The organism is Butyrivibrio sp. WCD3002 (assembly GCF_000424265.1).
Classification (GTDB): domain Bacteria; phylum Bacillota; class Clostridia; order Lachnospirales; family Lachnospiraceae; genus Butyrivibrio.
This window is the reverse complement of the sequence record NZ_AUJO01000008.1, coordinates 39,715-58,027: the sequence shown is the minus strand read 5'-3', so window position 1 is coordinate 58,027 and position 18,313 is coordinate 39,715. Positions and strand designations below refer to the sequence as shown.

The window sequence follows — 18,313 nt, the reverse complement described above, 5'->3', positions numbered from 1 at the left end:
ATGAGCAACTTTACGAAAGAAAAGTATTTTTTTGTTATAGATTCTGATTCGCTTGAAAAGACGGAACCGTATCTATATGGATTTTCAATCATAGATAATTGTCTTGTTACTAATGATAATTTGAATGACAGGGAATTATCCGGAGAAGGTTCCTATGTAAACATTGTAAGAAGAGGCGAACAGATAGTAATTCAGCAGGATTCATTAGGGAGCCATGGCCTGTACTATTTTTCTGAGGGTGGTTACTTTGCAATTTCCAATTCATTTTGGATGCTTGTCGACAGAGTTAAAACTGTTGGAAAGTTGTCCTTGAACAAAAGGTTTGCGGATGCATTTCTTTCTAAAGGTATTTGCACCTTCGCTTTTTCTGAGACTCTGATAAATGAAATAAAAAGATTAGACAGAAGCGTTGAAGTATATATAGACACTAAAACAAAAAGCGTTTCAACAAAAATGCTTCCACTTCAGGAGAATACCGTAGATATAGGTGCTAAGGAAGGAATAGAGCTCTTAGACCGCTGGTATGAAAAGTGGACAAGCTTAATACATGGACTAATTTGCAGAGGAGAGAGTGTAAAGGTTGATCTGTCGGGAGGATTTGATACAAGAATTGTATTGACGCTCTTTTTGCATCCTGATATTAACCTCGCTAAAATAAGAATTCAATCAAATACAGATAATCTGTATTCCCATTCTGAAGATTTTAAGATAGCGTCTCAGATTGCTGAAAAATTTGGTTTTTCCTTAAATACAGATCCTCAGAGTAAAGTTGATTACTCCAATAATACAATGGAGGAAATATTTAATATCTCGTTCAATAATCAGCTTGGATTTCATAAAGAAATGCATTGGAAGCAGCATAGTGCGGACCATAGAGGCTTTTATTTTAGTGGCGCCGGAGGAGGTACTATGCGTTCCGGAGGGTGGCCACAGAAAAACGTATATATCAGGCGCGAAACAAATAAGGCAAAAGAGCTGCCTCATTCACTAAGGCCTGAGGTTTCAGCTTCAATAATCAGCTTGGTAGATGATGCATATAAATCCACCGTGGATAAATACAGAAATGCCGGAAGAGAAGTGGCAGAGTATGATCTCACAAGATATATGTATAGAGAGACCAGGAATAGTGTGCATTTTGGTAAACCAATTTACGATGATTATATTGGTGGCAATTATCAGATGTGTCCGTGCCTGGATCCTGATCTTCAAAAATTAAAACTGTCATCAGGTGAATGTAATGATGGCAATCTGCTTATGGCGCTGATATACATCAGATATGGAAAAGGAATACTGGATTTTCCTATTCAGGGTGGCAGAACTATTGCCCCGGAAACAATCGCATATGCTGAGAGCATAAATAACAGATATCCATATGAGTACAAGAGAATATTAAAGAAGGAAGAAAAGACTACAAAGGTAGCGGATAATAATACCGTTTCATCAACAAGACCTCTGATAGAGGAACAACAGATATTTGATAAGCTTGAGGATATGTTTTATTCCTATGATATTAAAGATACTATAAACAGACTGTATGGTAAAAAGTTATATAAGCATATCTGCTATGCGATAAATAATACTGAATTCCATAAATATGTTATGGCAAATGCTGGTATCGCAATTTATCTTGCGGATAAGGCAGTACAGGAATCAAACAGTACGGGAACTGACAAATATGAGGACGCCATCAGCTCTTTGTTTTCGCTTAAGCCGATAGCTCAAAGTAAGAGGTACAGGCCAAAAAATAATACTTATAGAAAAGTGTTACGAGCTTTGGAAAGAAAGCTATTTAAGTAAAAAAATAACCTTCACTCTATGTGAATACATGGAGTGAAGGTTATTGTAATATTAGGCTAAAAGTTCCGGTCGGTTTTTCTTTAATATATTAACAGCAGCCTGAATGGAGGATTCTGTTTCCCCGGCTTCAAGTATTGCCTGAAGCTTTTCGGCTTCAGATTTCGCTTCCTCGAGTCTTTTTTCTTCCATTCTTTTTTCGAAAGCTTCGGATAATTTTACAATGTCATCGTGGTTTTTGGGAAGCTCTTTTGTAATGAGGAATTCCTCATAGGCATTCATGAGTAGTTCGACATCGTCAGAGAAAGCAATCTGGTTACCATGATCAAGCCAGAGAACTTTATTACATAACTCTCTGACCTGGGAAGCGCTGTGAGAAACCAGCATTCCGGTAATTCCCTGACCGAGTATTTCGCGCATCTTGTCGCCGCTTTTTTTCTTGAATGCACCATCACCTACACTCAATACTTCATCGAGGATGATGATATCAGGGCTTACAAGACAGGCTATAGAAAAAGCGAGCCTGCTCTTCATACCGCTTGATAATTGTTTAAAGGAATGATCCTGGAAATTTTCAAGCTCGGCAAAGGAGATTATTTCATCATACTTCTCATCAAGGAATTCCCTGGTATATCCAAGAAGAGCGCCTCTTAAGTAGGTGTTTTCTCTTACGGTCATATCGTTATCAAAACCACTTGCAAGCTCCAAAAGAGCAGCGATGGAACCCTTTGTTTTGATAGTTCCTTTTTTGGGAATAAGAATACCTGTGATAGCTTTAAGCAGGGTGCTTTTTCCTGCACCATTAGACCCGATGATTCCAAGCATATCTCCCTTTTCCAAGGAAAAATTGATATTTTTGTTAGCCCAGAACTCTTTGACACTATAGGTTCTGGTTATTTTTTTTATAACAAATTCTTTCAAACCAATGGATTTAAGATCACCGGTTTTATATCGAATACCGACGTTTTTACATTCAACAGTAATCATAGTTTAATACCTTAAAAATAGTAGACAAATTCTGTATTGTACTTCTTATAAATAATACATCCAATAGTCAGATAAAACAGTGAATAGAACAGCATGAGTCCGTGATATGGAAGAGAAGGAATAACGCCATCTATAACCACTGATCTAAAATAGTTAATTACAACAAACACCGGATTTATCAAAAACAGTCTCTGTGTTTCCGGACTGAATTTATCTATTCTATAGAATATTGCGGACATATAAGTGAGAAGTGTGAGAAATAACTCATAAAAATACTGAATATCTCTGAAAAAGACAAACAGCGCTGATAATATCATTCCAATTCCGATATTCATTATTGCGAGGCATATTATGGGATATATAAGTGCCAGCATATGGGGACCGAAATGTATTCCATCCAGTAAACAGAACAGGAAGTATACACTCAGGGTCAATGCAAAGTTTACTAACGAAGATACATTTTTGGAAAAAAGGAACAGATATTTCGGAACATTTATCTTGCTAATGATCTTGTGGTTTTCCATCAGACTCCGCATACCATGCTGAGTTGATTCTTTGTAGTAAGACATTACTAATGTTCCACTGAAAAGGTAAGTTGTATAATGCGGAGTACTTCTGCCAAAGAACTCTGTGAACACTACCTTCATTATAAGCAGATGGAGCAGTGGTGAAAGAATACTCCAAAACATGCCTAATATGGTACGTTTATATTTCTGCTGAAAGTCTCTGCTGACCAATTCGCTAAAGAGAAATCTGTATTTTTTAAACTTATGAATCCTATTTTTAATTAAGTTTTCGAGCATAAATAACACCAAATAATTATTGCAAATTTCTATGTGACAACATAATATAATATCAGTTTATTGCTTTTTTGACAATTAAGGAGGTCTTTTCTATTGAATCGTAAGGTTTCGGTTCTGGTTCCTGCATTTAATGAGCAGGATTCACTGAATGAACTATATAGCAGAATTTTGGATAACGTAAAGAAGTTGATTTCTAATCAGCTCATATCTGAGTATGAGATTGTTTTTGTAAATGATGGCAGCAGCGATAACACAGAGGCAGTAATGTGTGAGCTGGCTGATAAGGATCCCAATGTACATGTGATATCTTTCAGGAAGAATTTTGGTAAGTCTCCTGCGCTTGATTGTGGATTTAAGCATGTCACAGGAGATATCGTATTTACAATGGATGCGGATCTTCAGGATGATCCCGATGAATTTCAGAGATTTATTGAAAAGATAGATGAGGGTTATGACCTGGTTGTAGGATGGAAGAAGAATCGTCTTGATTCAGCTGAGAAGAGACTTCCTTCAAAGCTTTTCAATGCTGTTACATCGAAGCTTTCAGGAGTATATCTTCACGATCATGACTGCGGATTTAAATGCTTCAGAAAGGAAGTAATAGATTCTCTTGATCTGTACGGAGAGCTTCACAGATATGTTCCCGTGCTGGCACACAGAAAAGGCTTCCGTATCACAGAGATAACAGTGCTTCACCACAAGAGAGAGCATGGTCATTCAAAGTATGGTATGGAGCGTTACATGCGTGGACTTCTTGATTCCATGACTACCACATTCCTTCTTAAGTATTCCGACAGACCTATGTATTTCTTCGGAAGAGTTGGAATAGGACTTACATTTGTTGGCTTTGTTATTTGCTTATTCCTTACAGTTCTTTGGTTTATGGGACAGGCAATTGGCACCAGACCGCTGCTTACTCTCGGAGTTCTGTGTATAATTGCAGGATTCCAGTTTATTGCCACAGGATTCCTTGGCAATCTGGTGGTAGAGAATACCCATAGAAGAACCTATGATGAATCTCATGTTAAGTTTATAAAGTAAGATATAAAATTACAATAAGGCGCCTCCGACAGCAAAAGGGTCGGAGGCGCTTGTTTTATGCGTATGTCAGCTTTTGATATGCCGTTAAATATGTTCCAAAGCTTTAATGATCTCATTTGCCCTTGCATCAAATGTGTGCTTTTGTGATATAAGCTCTTTGCCTCTTTTTGCAAGGCTATCGCGTTCATCTAAGTGTTCCAGATAGTAATCTATTTTTTTAGCCAGATCATCTCTGTCTGTGTAAGTAACTACAGTACCTTCAAAGGCTTCACGGATTCCAGGAACATCGTCGCTTATTATAAAGGCACCTGCGGTAAGGGCATCAAAGATTCTGTTGGAGATAATTCCGTATTCGCGCATATCATCCCAATGATCATTTAGTAAAATAGCGGCATCATGATAGGCTCTGGCTACTTCTTCATTAGGGATATACTCAGAGACCACGTGCTCTTTGACTTCGGGAAAATCTTCCCAGTGCCTGCCATAAACCTGGAGTTCATGTGTTGTGGGAAGAAGGTCCTTTAGGATGCTTCTGAAAATGTGTCTGCTGTTTCCCACAAAAAGCAGCTGCGGTGAATGTTTTGGCTTTAAAGTATCGCCGCTTTCGGGAAGAGACATTACTGAAGGATCGGTACACTGCATAAGAACTCCGCAAGGGCTATCTATCCTGTCTTCAAATTTTGACTTCATTAATTCTGATGCGAAAAATACGTAATCAGCCTGATTTAATTCCAGAGGGTTCACATCTGCAGGATGGGAAATGTTCCAGTATATGAGCCTTTTACCATCTGATGAAGCGCTTCTGAAATACGGTCTTTTACCTCGAAGCACAATCACTGTTTTTGCGGTGCTTTCCTTATTCCAGTCGTCTATGAAAAGAACATTTGCTTTATAGCCCAGTTTTTCAAAGGACTTTTTAAGGGAGTTTGCATAGTGATAGTCACCCCAGAATTCCCCGCCTTTCGTTAGGGGCATTGAGCCGCAAATATCTATTTCTTTATCATTCAGTTTTGATATTTCGGTCGGAACTCTCCAGCGACCTGCAAAAATGGCTCCCTTTTCCATGGTCATTTTGTATTTGGGCTTCTGGTCTTTTGTTGATACAAGACATCCGGTGCAAAGGAGATTTTTATATCCCTTTAATTCTGAAAGCATGCACAGGTCGGATATGGCATAATTCCAGATGCTTTCATAGAATGGATAAAATCCCCCAAGCGAATCAAATACGGCTTTTCTCATCATAACAATATTATATGAAGGAATTGAAACCTCTATGGGAGTCAGGGAGGGCTCAGAGTCCTTCAACTGACTTTTTTCCAGCTTGGTTATAAGACCGTTGTAATCTGAACTGAAGGGAGTGGGGGTTACCCCTGCGTAAAGTGTTTTGTAGGACAGGTTTTTATCACTGTTTATGGAATAGTAGGATATGCCCCCGGTTATTCCGATACCTTCATTCTCAAGAAGGGGCTTTATCAGGAAGTCTATCCAGCCTGTGTTTACACCGTCCACGGAATTAAGGAAAAGAATGAAATCTCCTGTGGCATCCTGCATGGATGAAACAAATTCATATTTATATCTTGTCTTTGCTTTTTTTACAGATGCTTCGAAGGCATCCTTTGAAATCTCATCCGCGTTTAAGTGAACTACAGATATGGTGCATGGCTGAGTCGGACCTGCTTTGCGATATAAAGATGATATTTGAATGAGTTTTTTTTCAAGAGATATGCATGATTTTGTAAAGGTAATACTTTTTTTTATTTTATGACGAATACTGCCACTAGATGCTGTCATTAACAAAAATCTCCTTAGATGGTGAAGTAAGCATAAATACTCTATTGGGGCATCCTTCAGCTTCCCATTGGGGAACCTTATGCTTTTTTACACTGATAGTTTGTATTATAATGCAAACGTGCCCTTGTGCATATTGTAAATGAAAAATTTGAAAGGCGGGGATTATGAGGTTTAATACAGAAAAACTTTGTATTTTTCTTAAGATTCTGACCGGGATCTTCAGTATATTTTTTATTTTGTTTACCTGCGGATTTAGTGCAGAAGCCAAAAATGTTAATGTTGCAGACTTTGGTGCGATTCCGGGAGATTATCTGGATGATACTGAAGGATTTAATAAGGCGATAGAGACTGTTAGTAATGCAGGTGGCGGCGCAGTTAAGGTGCCTGCGGGGGTGTATTACATAACACCTTCAAGATCCATTAACGAAGGTATTTGTCTGAAAGATAACGTAGAGCTTCTCATGTCGCCAACGACAGTGCTTGAAGTTATGCCAAGCGTACGAGACGATTATCACGTGTTTAATATTTATGGCTGCAACAATGTCAAGATTGCGGGGGGACAGCTAAGAGGCGAGAAAAACAGACACCAGGGCGGTGGCGGTGAATTCGGACATGGCGTATATATCAGAGATAGCTCAAATGTCACTCTTTATAATATGAAGATTGCTGATAACTGGGGTGACGGAATTTATCTTGGGACATTGAATGATATGGATAATGTCTATGGATGTAACAAGATTACTATAAAAAAATGTACTATCAGCGGAAACAGGCGAAATAACATTTCCATAGTGGACGCAAATAATGTTACTATAGATGGGTGTAAAATCAAGAATGCACGTGGGACTGCTCCCCAGGCAGGAATAGACATAGAGCCCAATGTCAGAAACGGCGGATATTTAGAGCCTGACCAGATCTGCAGGAACATAAATATTAAGAATACCAAGATAACCTGTGTTAAGAAAAACAGCAGCGATTATTTTGCGATTCTTATTATAAACAACTGGTTTGCCATAGGCAGAAACTGGACGGTTGCCCAAAATGTAAAGATAAAGAACTGTAACCTGCAGGGAGCCTGCGGGATATATTCCGGGAAAAAGGTCAGAGTCACTAATTCAAAGATCAGCGGAACACTTATATATCTTAAGTATGTGAAACTTAAGAACACAAAATATAAGAAAAAGATCAAATGGCCCGGCTGATTATCAGAATGGGAATTGTGCTGATTGTCAGTTAAACAGAAAGTCAGATAGGAAAAAATATGCAGGATAAAGTTGCTGCGGTTGTCGTTACATATAATCGCAAAGATTTACTAATTGAATGTCTGGATGCTTTGATAAAGCAGGAGAAAGCAAGCTGTGATGTTTTGGTTATAGATAACGCATCGACAGACAATACAGCTGATGTTGTAAAAGACTTTATGGAAAAATCAGAGTCTGTTAAGTATTTTAATACCGGAGAAAATCTGGGCGGGGCAGGCGGATTCTATTACGGAATGAAAAAAGCCATGGAAGCCGGATATAAGTGGCTGTGGCTTATGGATGATGATACCATCCCAAATAAAGATGCTCTGTATGAACTTTTGGAAGCAGACAAGGTTGCAGGCGGTCCCGGAAAGTATGGATATATTTCAAGTGTGGCAGAGTGGATAGACGGAACTCAGTGTAAAATGAATTCTCAAAAGTCTATGAGACACTTCTTTGACAGAATTGATGTGCTTTCACAGGGTATGTTTTTGCTTCAGCAGGCTACTTTTGTTTCACTGTTTTTACCTGCCGAAACAGTAAAGCGGGTAGGGTATCCAATAAAGGAATACTTTATCTGGGGTGATGATATCGAATATACAAGACGTATCAGCATAAGAGAAAATATGCCTTCATTCATAGCCGGAAGAAGTCATGTTGTTCACAAAATGGCTTCAAACAACGGAAGCTTTATTGCAACAGATAACATGGGAAGGCTTGCAAGATATAATTATGCCTTTAGAAATGATGGGAGCACCTATATGAGAGAAGGCTTCAAGGGCTTTTGTTATTTTACTGCAAAATGCGGCTTGAACTTTGCAAGATGTCTGTTTCTTGCAAAAGATCACAGATTCAAAAGAGCATGGATTGTCGTCAAAGGCTATTTTTGCGGCCTTGTCTACAGACCTGCTATCGAGAAGTATAAGGCGCTTTGAAAAATATTTTCCAAAAAAGAAGAATATAATGAAATAAAACGCCAAAGTAATCCTATATTTCCCTTGGGTTCAAATGTACTATAAGTACATAGAAACTAATAACAAACAACTTGGAAAAAGTCCAAGGAAAGGAAGGGTTGTATGACAACATCATTAACAATGGCAATTACGATTGCCGCAATCATCATCATTGCAATAATCATTATTGCAGCAGGATACGTGAAGGCTCCTCCGGACAGGGCTTTTATTATATCCGGTATCAGAAAGGTTCCGCGCATCCTTATCGGACGTGCAGGCATCAAGGTTCCGTTCTTTGAAAGAGTCGACAAGCTCTATCTTGGTCAGATGACCGTTGATATTAAGACAGAGCAGTCAGTTCCCACAAACGATTTCATCAATGTAAACGTGGACGCAGTTGCAAAGGTAAGAATTGGCACAACACCTGATGCTATTCAGCTGGCTGCCAAGAACTTCCTAAACAAGAACCCCGAGCAGATAACGTTAGACCTGCAGGATTCATTACAGGGTAACATGCGTGAGATCATTGGTACCCTTGCACTAAAGGCAATCAATACTGACCGTGACAGCTTCTCCGATCAGGTTATGGAGAAGGCTTCAAAGGACATGAGTAAGCTTGGTATTGAGATCCTCTCATGTAATATCCAGAACGTAACTGATGAGAATGGTCTTATCAACGATCTTGGTATGGATAATACCTCAAAGATCAAGAAGGATGCAGCTGTAGCTAAGGCACAGGCTGAAAAGGAAGTGGCTGTTGAGAAGGCAAAGGCTGATAAGGAAGCAAATGACGCAAGAATTGCAGCTGACCTGGAGATTGCTCAGAAGCAGCGCGACCTGGCTATGAAGCAGGCAGAACTTAAGCAGGAAACAGATGCTGCAAAGGCGAAAGCGGACGCAGCTTATGAGATTCAGAGACAGGAACAGGAAAAGGCAATCCAGACCAATACTGTTAACGCTATGATCGCTAAGGCAGAGCGTGAAGCTGAACTGAAGCAGAAGGAAGTTATCGTTAAGCAGCAGGAACTTGCAGCTGACATCGAGAAGAAAGCCGATGCTGAGAAGTATAAGGCTGAGAAGATCGCTGAAGCAGAGCTTGTTCAGAGACAGAGAAAGGCTGAGGCTGTTAAGTACGAGCAGGAGCAGGAAGCTGAGGCAAGAAAGGCCCAGGCTGAAGCTCAGAAATATGCAGCAGAGCAGGAAGCAGCAGGTATCAAGGCTAAGTATGACGCAGAGGCAGCAGGTATTGAAGCTAAGGGTCGTGCGGAAGCTGAAGCCATCAAGGCTAAAGGTCTTGCAGAAGCTGAAGCAATGGAGAAGAAGGCTGAAGCCTACAAGCAGTACAACGGCGCAGCTATGGCTGAGATGATGATCAAGATCATGCCTCAGATGGCAGCTGAAATTGCTAAGCCTCTTTCACAGATCGACAAGATCAACATTTATGGAACAGGCGATGGAACAAATGGCACAAGCCAGATTTCAGGTAATCTTCCAATCGTTATGAAGCAGGTATTTGATACAATGTCAGAGGCTACAGGCGTAGACTTTACAGAGATCATGAGAGCCGGCACATATGATGCAAAGGTTAACAAGAACATCAATCTTTCAGGCAGCGGCGTGAACGTAAATGTAGACAACAAGGCTGACAGTGAAGAAAAGTAATTAAATTTATCTAAGGAAACGCTTTAATCGGCGCTCCACTAATATGTGGTGCCCCGGATAGGATATTTATTCTATCCGGGGTATTTTTTCTTTTTTAGTACTTGTCACTTTCTCATCGTGACAAAGTTTAATATGTATGAATTGAAAAATACATCCTGCCAAAATACAATTAGATTACAACAAATCGAATGCATTCGGATAATTACTCAGAATACCGGCAGACGTGCCGGAGCTTACCTGTATATCAGGTTGGGAAGGGGAAATCCAAATGAAAGAAAAGATTCAAAGTTTTGGCCGTTTCCTAAGTGGAATGGTCATGCCGAATATCGGCGCATTTATAGCATGGGGACTTTTGACAGCACTTTTCATTGACACAGGCTGGCTCCCAAATGCACAGCTTAGCACTATAGTTGGTCCTATGCTTACATATCTGCTTCCAATCCTCATTGCTTACCAGGGCGGTAAGATGGTTGGCGGAAACCGCGGAGCAGTTATGGGGGCAATCATGACAATCGGTGTTATCTGCGGAACAGAGTACACAATGTTCATGGGCGCTATGATCGCAGGACCTCTTGCAGGACTTGTTATCAAGAAGTTTGACAAGGCAGTTGAGGGTAAGATCCCTACAGGATTTGAGATGCTGGTTAACAACTTCTCAGTTGGTATCCTTGGTCTTGGCCTCGCAATCATCGGTTACTATGTAATCGGACCCTTCATGGGCGGCGTACTTGCAGTTCTTAACGCAGGTGTTGCAGTACTTGTTGAAAACAATATTTTGCCTCTTGTATCAGTATTTGTTGAGCCTGCTAAGGTTCTTTTCCTTAACAACGCTATCAACCACGGTATCTTCACTCCTCTTGGAGCAGAGCAGGTTGCTAACGCAGGAAAATCTATCTTCTACATGATAGAGACAAACCCCGGTGCAGGTACAGGCGTACTTCTCGCTTACTGGTTATTTGCTAAAGATAAGGTTACAAAGGATTCCGCTCCCGGAGCACTTATCGTACACCTCCTTGGCGGTATCCACGAGATTTACTTCCCTTATGTACTTATGAACCCGCTTCTTTTACTTGCAACAATCGGCGGTTCAGTAGCAGCTATGATCTTCAACACAGCATTTAACCTTGGCCTTGCAGGACCTCCGTCACCGGGATCAATCATTGCATACCTTGGTATGGCTCCCAGAGGATCAACCTTTATGGTTCTTCTCTCGGTTGTAGTTGCTGCAGGCGTATCCTTCGCTATTGCTGCTCCTATCATCAGACTTTCAAACTCCAAGCAGAGTCTTGAGGATTCTACAGAGAAGATGAGAGAGATGAAGGCTCAGGCAAAGGGTGTAGCTGCAAGCACAGTTTCTACAGCAGCAGACGCACTTGTAAATGTAGCACCTTCAGACATCAAGCACATCGTATTTGCATGTGATGCCGGAATGGGTTCATCAGCAATGGGCGCAACAGTTTTAAGGAAAAAATTATCAGAGGTAGGAAGAACAGATATCGAAGTTAAGCATGCTTCTGTTTCTGAGATTCCTGAGGATGCTCAGATAGTTGTAACACATCAGGATCTTGCGGCTAGAGCAAAAAAGAGTGCTCCCGGCGTTAGAGTAATAACTATCAGCAATTTCATGTCAGCACCGGAGTATGATGCGCTGGCAAATGAGCTGAGAGCGTAACTGACAGAAAAGAGATTTAAATGGAACTTACACCACGCATAAGACAGATTTTAATATATTTGCTTGGCGCAGAGCAGCCGGCCACTGATCAGGAGGTGGCTGACGCTCTGGGTGTGAGTAAGCGCACGATTTTAAGGGAAGCCGACTATATAGGAAGCATCTTAAAGGACCATGGTCTTACCCTGGTGCGAAAAAAAGGTGAGGGCAGCCAGATAGAGGGTGATCCCGAGGCCAAAATGCAGCTAATGGGGATCTTAAAAGCCCGCAAGGAGCAGGTAGTTTCCGATAAGGAACAGAGGCGAAAGCTCCTAAAGCTTGAGCTTTTGAGAAACAGGGAACCCCAGAAGCTCTTTTACTATAGCAATATGTTCGGTGTAAGCGAAGCAACCATAAGTAACGACTTAGAAGTCATAGATGAATGGGCAAGGGAATGTAAACTTGAGATTATAAGAAAGCCCGGCTACGGCATAACGCTTTCAGGCAGTGAGAAAAGCTACCGCATGGCTATGCAGCGTTTTGTTACAGAGAATATGAAGACAAAGGAAATCACATCAGCAGGAGATAATATCTATCTTTTGATGAATGAGGAAATCCTCTCAGAGGTAGAATCAGTCTTGGAAAAAATAGAGGAGCCTTATCTTCATCTTCTGACAAATGATGCATATATAGGACTTTTGGTACACCTGGCTGTGGCAGTTGAGAGAATCCTTCAGGGCGAGCTGGTAAATGAAGACAGCTACGATGCAAGGTTTGATAAGGGTTACGACATAGCAAAGAACATTGCAACGGCGCTGGAGAAGAAGTTTTCCATAGAGATACCGGAATCCGAGGTCAACAATATTTTGCTTCATATAAACGGGGCAAAGCTCAATTATACCAGTGATGTCATCGGTGAGAGCGGCATTAACACGGATGAGCTTATGGTGATAATTGAGGGAATGATAGATGTCTTTGATCCGGGACTTGCCAGAGAGCTGAGGTATGATGACGACTTTATAAGAGGCTTGATGGTCCACTTAGAGCCTGCGCTTTACAGAATAAAAAATGAAATGACCATAAGTAATCCTCTGCTGTCCCAGATAAAGCAGGAATATCCTGATATATATTCCAGATGTGAGAAGGCAGCAAGAGTTATTACACAGAAAACGTCTCTCGTGCCAAATGATGCAGAAATCGGATATCTTGCAATGCATTTTGGCGCGGCAAGGGAGAGGATAGATTCCAGAAGGCGTAAGAAGCGAACCGTAACCATAGGTGTTATTTGTGCCAGCGGTTTTGGCGTTGCGCAGCTTATGATGGCAAAGCTAAAAAGCCAGTTTTCCGACTGGGATATAGTACTTAAAGCATATGGGGTAGATGAGATTACCCAACATACAGTTTCGAGAACGGATTTTTTCATATCAAGCATAAATGTGGACGAGCTGGGCGTAGATTATTGCCTTGTTAATCCACTTATTACTAACAGGGATGTACTTCAGATCAGTGTAAAGATCGATGAATATGCATCCATGCCTGCAAGGCAGGAAAACAATGATTTCACCAGGCAGCTAGATGAGATCAATAACATAATCACTCGAGTTAAAGGTGTTATTAGAAGGTATCATCATCTGACAGTTCAGACTGATATAAGTCTTGAGTCGATGATCAGACAGATCGCGGCGGATATTACGGATTCACAGCGGGCTGCAGCGGTTTTGGCAGCGGATATCCTCGCAAGAGAGCAGGTGATGAGTCAGCTTTTCCCTGAGATAGGAATTGCACTCTTCCACTGCAGATCAAAGGCTGTAAAGGATTGCCAGATAATAACGGTAGGCCCCAAAGAAGAGGAACCTTTTGCGGATGAAAAGCTGCAGGGCATCAGGGCAGCACTCTGTATGACAATGCCACTTGATGATCACAGACAGCAGAATTCAGAAATGCTTGGAAGGGTGTCAAGCGCAATTATTGAGGATGAGGAATTTTTACGAATACTGCAAAAGGGCGACGAAGAAGGAATTAAGGAAAAACTGCAGGAAATACTTAGAAGCTACTTTAGTGAGCAGCTAGGTGATCTGTAGGTAAGGAGGAACACATGATACTGGAAACTAAAAATATCTTTATAAATCAAAAGGGCAGCAGCAAGGAAGATGTCATCAGAAGGATTGGCGAAATCTTTTCATCACAGGGATGCACGGATGAGAGCTATACTCAGGCCATGCTGGATAAAGAGAAGGTATTTAATACATATATTGGGAATGAAATAGCAATACCTCATGGAATTGAGGAAGCTAAGAAATATATAAAGAAAACAGGACTTGTACTTATGACTTTCCCTGAGGGACTGGACTGGGGTGCAAGTGAGAAAGTCAGAGTAGTTATAGGAATAGCTGCTGTTGGCGATGAGCATCTTGAGGTTTTACAGAAGATAGCCATGACTTTTTCAGATAAACAGGGACTTGAGGACCTGCTTAAACTTAATGAAGAAGAGATCAGCAACTTATTTGAAGGATAAGTCTGCATTTTCGGAGGAAATAATAATGAAAACAAAAGCAGTAAGAATGTACGGTGAAATGGATTTAAGACTCGAAGAGTTCGAGCTTCCACAGATAAAGGATGATGAGATCCTTGTTAAGGTAATAAGTGACAGTATCTGCATGTCTACATATAAGCTTGCAAAGCAGGGCAAGAAGCATAAGAGAGCACCACAGGATATCGATGTTAATCCTATTATCACAGGACATGAGTGTTCAGGTGTTATCGTTGAAGTAGGTGAAAAGTGGAAGGATAAGTATAAGGTTGGCGATAAGTGGGCACTTCAGCCTGCTCTTAACTATCAGGGAAAGCTTGATTCCCCGGGATATTCATACAGATTCTGTGGCGGAGATGCTACTTACTGCATCATGCCTCATGAGGTTATGGAGCTGGATGCACTTCTTCCCTACGATGGAGAAAGCTTCTACCAGGCTTCTCTCGGAGAGCCCATGAGCTGCATTATCGGCGGATATCATGCTAACTATCATACCAATAAGCAGAATTATGACCATGCAATGGGTACAAAGGAAGGCGGCAATATCCTTATCATGGGCGGCTGCGGACCTATGGGCCTTGGCGCAGTAAGCTATGGTCTTAGATTTGAGAATAAGCCAAAGAGAATTGTGGTAACAGATCTTGATGATGCAAAACTGCAGAGAGCAGCAGAGGTTATCAGCCCTGAGTACGCAGCATCAAAGGGAATTGAGCTTATTTATTTCAATTCATCGGGAGCTGATGCTGAGCAGAAGCTTATGGATATCACTGAAGGCCACGGCTATGATGACGTATTTGTATATGTACCTGTAAGAGCCGTAGCTGAGATGGGCGACAGACTTCTTGCCTTTGACGGATGCATGAATTTCTTTGCAGGTCCTACAGACAACCAGTTTAAGGCAGAGATAAATCTCTACAACTCACACTACACAAGTACTCATATTCTTGGTACTACAGGCGGTAATAACGACGATCTTCTTGAAGCACTGCAGCTTGCTGCTAAGGGAGAGATCAATCCTTCTGTTATGGTTACACATATCGGAGGCCTGGATGCAGCTGCAGAGACAACCTGCAATCTGCCTAATATCCCCGGCGGAAAGAAGCTTATCTACACACAGATCGAGATGCCTCTTACAGCTATAGATGACTTTGGAAAACTTGGCGAGAGCGATCCTCTTTTTGCCAAGCTTGATGAGTCCTGCAAGGCTCACAGCGGTCTCTGGAATCCTGAGGCTGAGAAGATTCTCTTTGAGCACTACGGGGTAGAAATCTGAGAATAACTATTAGTTTGGGAGAATTCGAAAGAATTCTCCCGGATATTTGAAACTGCTTATGCAAAAGCGGAGGATGTATGAGAGTAATTACACATACTGTAAAAGATCCTGAGGGTGTACATGCACTCACCGCAGGAGGTCTTATAAAAATTGCCAATGAGTATTTCTGTGACATAACGGCTAAGGGTAACGGAGGTAGCGTCGATCTTAAAGATCTGTTTGCCGTCATGACCCTTGGAATAAAATGCGGTGAAGTCATCACAATTACATGTGACGGCGATGATGAGACTGAAGCAGAAGCAGCATTAAAACGGTATATGCAGGTCAATCTGTGATACCTGTATATAATATATCTCCAAATTTTTCTCTTTTTTTGAGAAGGAAAGCACTGGATCCCCAAAACTACAGTGCTTTCTTTTTTCATTTCAAAGGGTTTTCTGTGAAATAAAAAGGCACTCCGCTTTTAGCAATTGAGTTTATAACAGCGATATAGTATCATTCAAGAGAAATCAAAATTCTAATTAAGGATGACGAAAATGGCTAAGACTGTTAAGATGGCAGACATCGCAAAAGAAGTTGGAGTAAGTGTGGTTACGGTATCCAAGGCACTTACCGGTCAAAAGGGTGTCAGCGAAACTATGCGCAGCAGGATAATAAAGCTTGCTGATGAGATGGGTTACGTTCAGCCTTCAGCAGCTTCCAAGAGCGAAAATAATGGCCGCAATATTGGCATCATCGTTCATGATAAGCATTTCACCAAATACAATTCCTTTTATATGCAAATGTATCAGCTCCTTTCTTCCGAGCTTGGAAGTCAGGGCGATTTTGCCATGCTTGAGATTATCACCCATGACATGGAAAAGGATCTGATCGCGCCGAAGGTTATTAAAGAAAAAAAGGTTCAGGCGCTGATCCTTCAGGGCGAGTTTTCAAGTGAGTACTGCGATTATATTAAGGGGATTATGGGAGATCTGCCTGTACTTTATCTGGATTTTGCAGATGAATCAGGGAGAGATGTTTCTGTTATTTCAGACAGCTTCTATGGTTCGTATTATATGACCAATTATCTTTTTGAGCATGGTCACAAGGATATAGCCTTTGTAGGATCTCCGCTTGTGACAACTTCAATAACGGACAGATATCTTGGATATGTTAAGTCCATGATGGAGCATGGAGTTCCTGTAAGACCTGACTGGCAGATAGAGGACAGAGATAAGACCACGGGAATTATTTATGAGCCTGATAAGCTTCCGCTTCCACTTGAGCTTCCTACAGCATTCGTGTGTAACTGCGATCTGACAGCGGGAGTTCTCATAAGAAGGCTTGAAAAAGAAGGTTACAGCATCCCGGATGACTTCTCGGTTGTGGGCTATGATAACTATATTTATCCCGGGGCCTGCGACGTGGAAATAACAACTTATGAAGTAGATATGCCTGTAATGGTGCAAAATGCAGTGGGATATATGAATGCGCTCCTCAAGGGAGAAAGCGTAAAAACCGGAATGCATATAGTTACCGGACATCTTGTAGAAAAAAGCAGTGTAAAAGCTCTTGGCTAAACAGCTAAGAGCTTTTACTTTTTCTGTACTGGGCAGGAGTCTTTGAGGTTTCTCTTTTGAACAGCTTTATGAAATGACTGGTATTTGATATGCCAACATCATAGCCAATGGAATGAATGCTGATATCTGTCTGTTCAAGTAGTGCTTTTGCTTTTTGAATTCGCAGGCTGTTCAGGTATTGGAGAGGAGATCTTCCATAATAGCTGCTGAATTCTCTGCAAAGTCTGTATTTGCTTACGAAGAGGCGCTTTTCCAAGCTGCCCAGAGTAATGGAACTGTTGTATTCACGGTCAAGAATATTTTTCATTTCCTGCACATGTCCGGGTATTCCGGAGGGCGCTGACGGAGCAGAAGCTTTACTTCCTGCAAGATATGCATCTGTCAGAATGTCGGTTAGAAGCTTTGCTCTCATGAATTCAATATCAAGCCCCGGGCGTTGGAGCAGTCTTTGCAGATACGCCAGCTGAGATTCCACATATTTTTCTGTAAATTCTATAATTTCAAAGGATTTATTTATATATAATCCAAGGCTGTCCCCTGATAATAAAAACATATGAAAGTAGCACGGAGTGCTGCTGGTATCAAAGCGAAACTTCTCGCCAGGACCTATCAGGATCATATTCTTTTCTCTTAGCTTAAGGCTCTCTTTTGCCTTTATAAGCACATCACCCTTTTCAATATAGAGCAATAAAAAATACGGATTATCGATACATTCAAAGGTAGTGGGTATGCCATAGGTGATGGCACCGCCAAATCTTGCACTTATAAGAAGCGGGTCCGGTTGTTCAATGGGACTTGCCACAAAGCGCTTGGTATCCAAAACATCCGCAAATTCTGTGCCGCTTCCGAAAAGTCTGTGAAAGCGGAATATTCTGTTTAAATCTTCTATTTTGTTATGTACTGCTTCTAACATAAAAACTCCCTTGGTGAGATTATTTTAATTAAATAAATAGTTAAAATCAATGAGTTAATTAGCTAAATAATGCTAACTAAATTAGGTAAATAAGCACAATAATATGCTAAAAGTG

At 41.0% G+C, this 18,313-nt stretch carries 15 protein-coding genes; 11 read left to right on the top strand and 4 right to left on the bottom strand.

Annotation, left to right across the window (positions count from 1 at the left end):
• The gene (locus G608_RS0110505; RefSeq protein ID WP_026495979.1) at window positions 1–1,797 is read left to right on the top strand and encodes a hypothetical protein; all 1,797 of its coding nucleotides are present in this window, start codon (window positions 1–3) and stop codon (window positions 1,795–1,797) included.
• A gap of 51 nt (window positions 1,798–1,848) precedes the next feature.
• On the opposite strand, the gene G608_RS20860 is transcribed toward G608_RS0110505, so the two are convergent.
• Window positions 1,849–2,781 (bottom strand): ABC transporter ATP-binding protein, encoded by a 933-nt coding sequence (locus tag G608_RS20860; RefSeq protein WP_196810179.1) that lies wholly within the window; start codon window positions 2,779–2,781, stop codon window positions 1,849–1,851.
• Between the two features lie 11 nt (window positions 2,782–2,792).
• The gene (locus tag G608_RS0110495; RefSeq protein ID WP_026495978.1) at window positions 2,793–3,584 is read right to left on the bottom strand and encodes an ABC transporter permease; all 792 of its coding nucleotides are present in this window, start codon (window positions 3,582–3,584) and stop codon (window positions 2,793–2,795) included.
• 93 nt (window positions 3,585–3,677) lie between these two features.
• On the opposite strand from G608_RS0110495, the gene G608_RS0110490 reads away from it, so the two are divergent.
• The gene (locus G608_RS0110490) at window positions 3,678–4,625 is read left to right on the top strand and encodes a glycosyltransferase family 2 protein (protein WP_026495977.1); all 948 of its coding nucleotides are present in this window, start codon (window positions 3,678–3,680) and stop codon (window positions 4,623–4,625) included.
• Between the two features lie 84 nt (window positions 4,626–4,709).
• Here G608_RS0110490 and G608_RS0110485 read toward each other — a convergent pair whose 3' ends face one another.
• Window positions 4,710–6,416 (bottom strand): CgeB family protein, encoded by a 1,707-nt coding sequence (locus G608_RS0110485; protein WP_026495976.1) that lies wholly within the window; start codon window positions 6,414–6,416, stop codon window positions 4,710–4,712.
• 164 nt (window positions 6,417–6,580) lie between these two features.
• On the opposite strand from G608_RS0110485, the gene G608_RS20855 reads away from it, so the two are divergent.
• From G608_RS20855 to G608_RS0110440, 9 genes are all read left to right on the top strand, one after another.
• Window positions 6,581–7,618, top strand: a complete 1,038-nt coding sequence (locus G608_RS20855; RefSeq protein ID WP_035795330.1) for a right-handed parallel beta-helix repeat-containing protein — start codon at window positions 6,581–6,583, stop codon at window positions 7,616–7,618.
• A gap of 59 nt (window positions 7,619–7,677) precedes the next feature.
• The gene (locus tag G608_RS0110475) at window positions 7,678–8,595 is read left to right on the top strand and encodes a glycosyltransferase family 2 protein (protein ID WP_026495975.1); all 918 of its coding nucleotides are present in this window, start codon (window positions 7,678–7,680) and stop codon (window positions 8,593–8,595) included.
• Window positions 8,596–8,736: 141 nt separating this feature from the next.
• On the top strand, window positions 8,737–10,275 hold the full coding sequence (locus G608_RS20850) for a flotillin family protein (protein WP_051197910.1): 1,539 nt from the start codon (window positions 8,737–8,739) through the stop codon (window positions 10,273–10,275).
• A 268-nt stretch (window positions 10,276–10,543) separates the two neighbouring features.
• The gene (locus tag G608_RS0110465) at window positions 10,544–11,947 is read left to right on the top strand and encodes a PTS mannitol transporter subunit IICB (protein WP_026495974.1); all 1,404 of its coding nucleotides are present in this window, start codon (window positions 10,544–10,546) and stop codon (window positions 11,945–11,947) included.
• 20 nt (window positions 11,948–11,967) lie between these two features.
• Window positions 11,968–14,004, top strand: coding sequence for a BglG family transcription antiterminator (locus tag G608_RS0110460; protein WP_026495973.1), 2,037 nt, complete (start codon window positions 11,968–11,970; stop codon window positions 14,002–14,004).
• A 14-nt stretch (window positions 14,005–14,018) separates the two neighbouring features.
• On the top strand, window positions 14,019–14,438 hold the full coding sequence (locus G608_RS0110455) for a PTS sugar transporter subunit IIA (RefSeq protein WP_026495972.1): 420 nt from the start codon (window positions 14,019–14,021) through the stop codon (window positions 14,436–14,438).
• 25 nt (window positions 14,439–14,463) lie between these two features.
• A complete protein-coding gene (locus tag G608_RS0110450; protein WP_026495971.1) occupies window positions 14,464–15,726 on the top strand; it encodes a zinc-binding dehydrogenase in 1,263 nt (420 codons plus the stop codon).
• Between the two features lie 77 nt (window positions 15,727–15,803).
• Window positions 15,804–16,061, top strand: coding sequence for an HPr family phosphocarrier protein (locus G608_RS0110445; protein WP_026495970.1), 258 nt, complete (start codon window positions 15,804–15,806; stop codon window positions 16,059–16,061).
• A gap of 201 nt (window positions 16,062–16,262) precedes the next feature.
• Window positions 16,263–17,285, top strand: coding sequence for a LacI family DNA-binding transcriptional regulator (locus tag G608_RS0110440; RefSeq protein WP_026495969.1), 1,023 nt, complete (start codon window positions 16,263–16,265; stop codon window positions 17,283–17,285).
• Between the two features lie 4 nt (window positions 17,286–17,289).
• Here the strand turns inward: G608_RS0110440 and G608_RS22460 are convergent, their stop codons facing one another.
• Window positions 17,290–18,198 (bottom strand): AraC family transcriptional regulator, encoded by a 909-nt coding sequence (locus tag G608_RS22460; protein WP_026495968.1) that lies wholly within the window; start codon window positions 18,196–18,198, stop codon window positions 17,290–17,292.
• Between the last annotated feature and the right edge of the window lie 115 nt (window positions 18,199–18,313).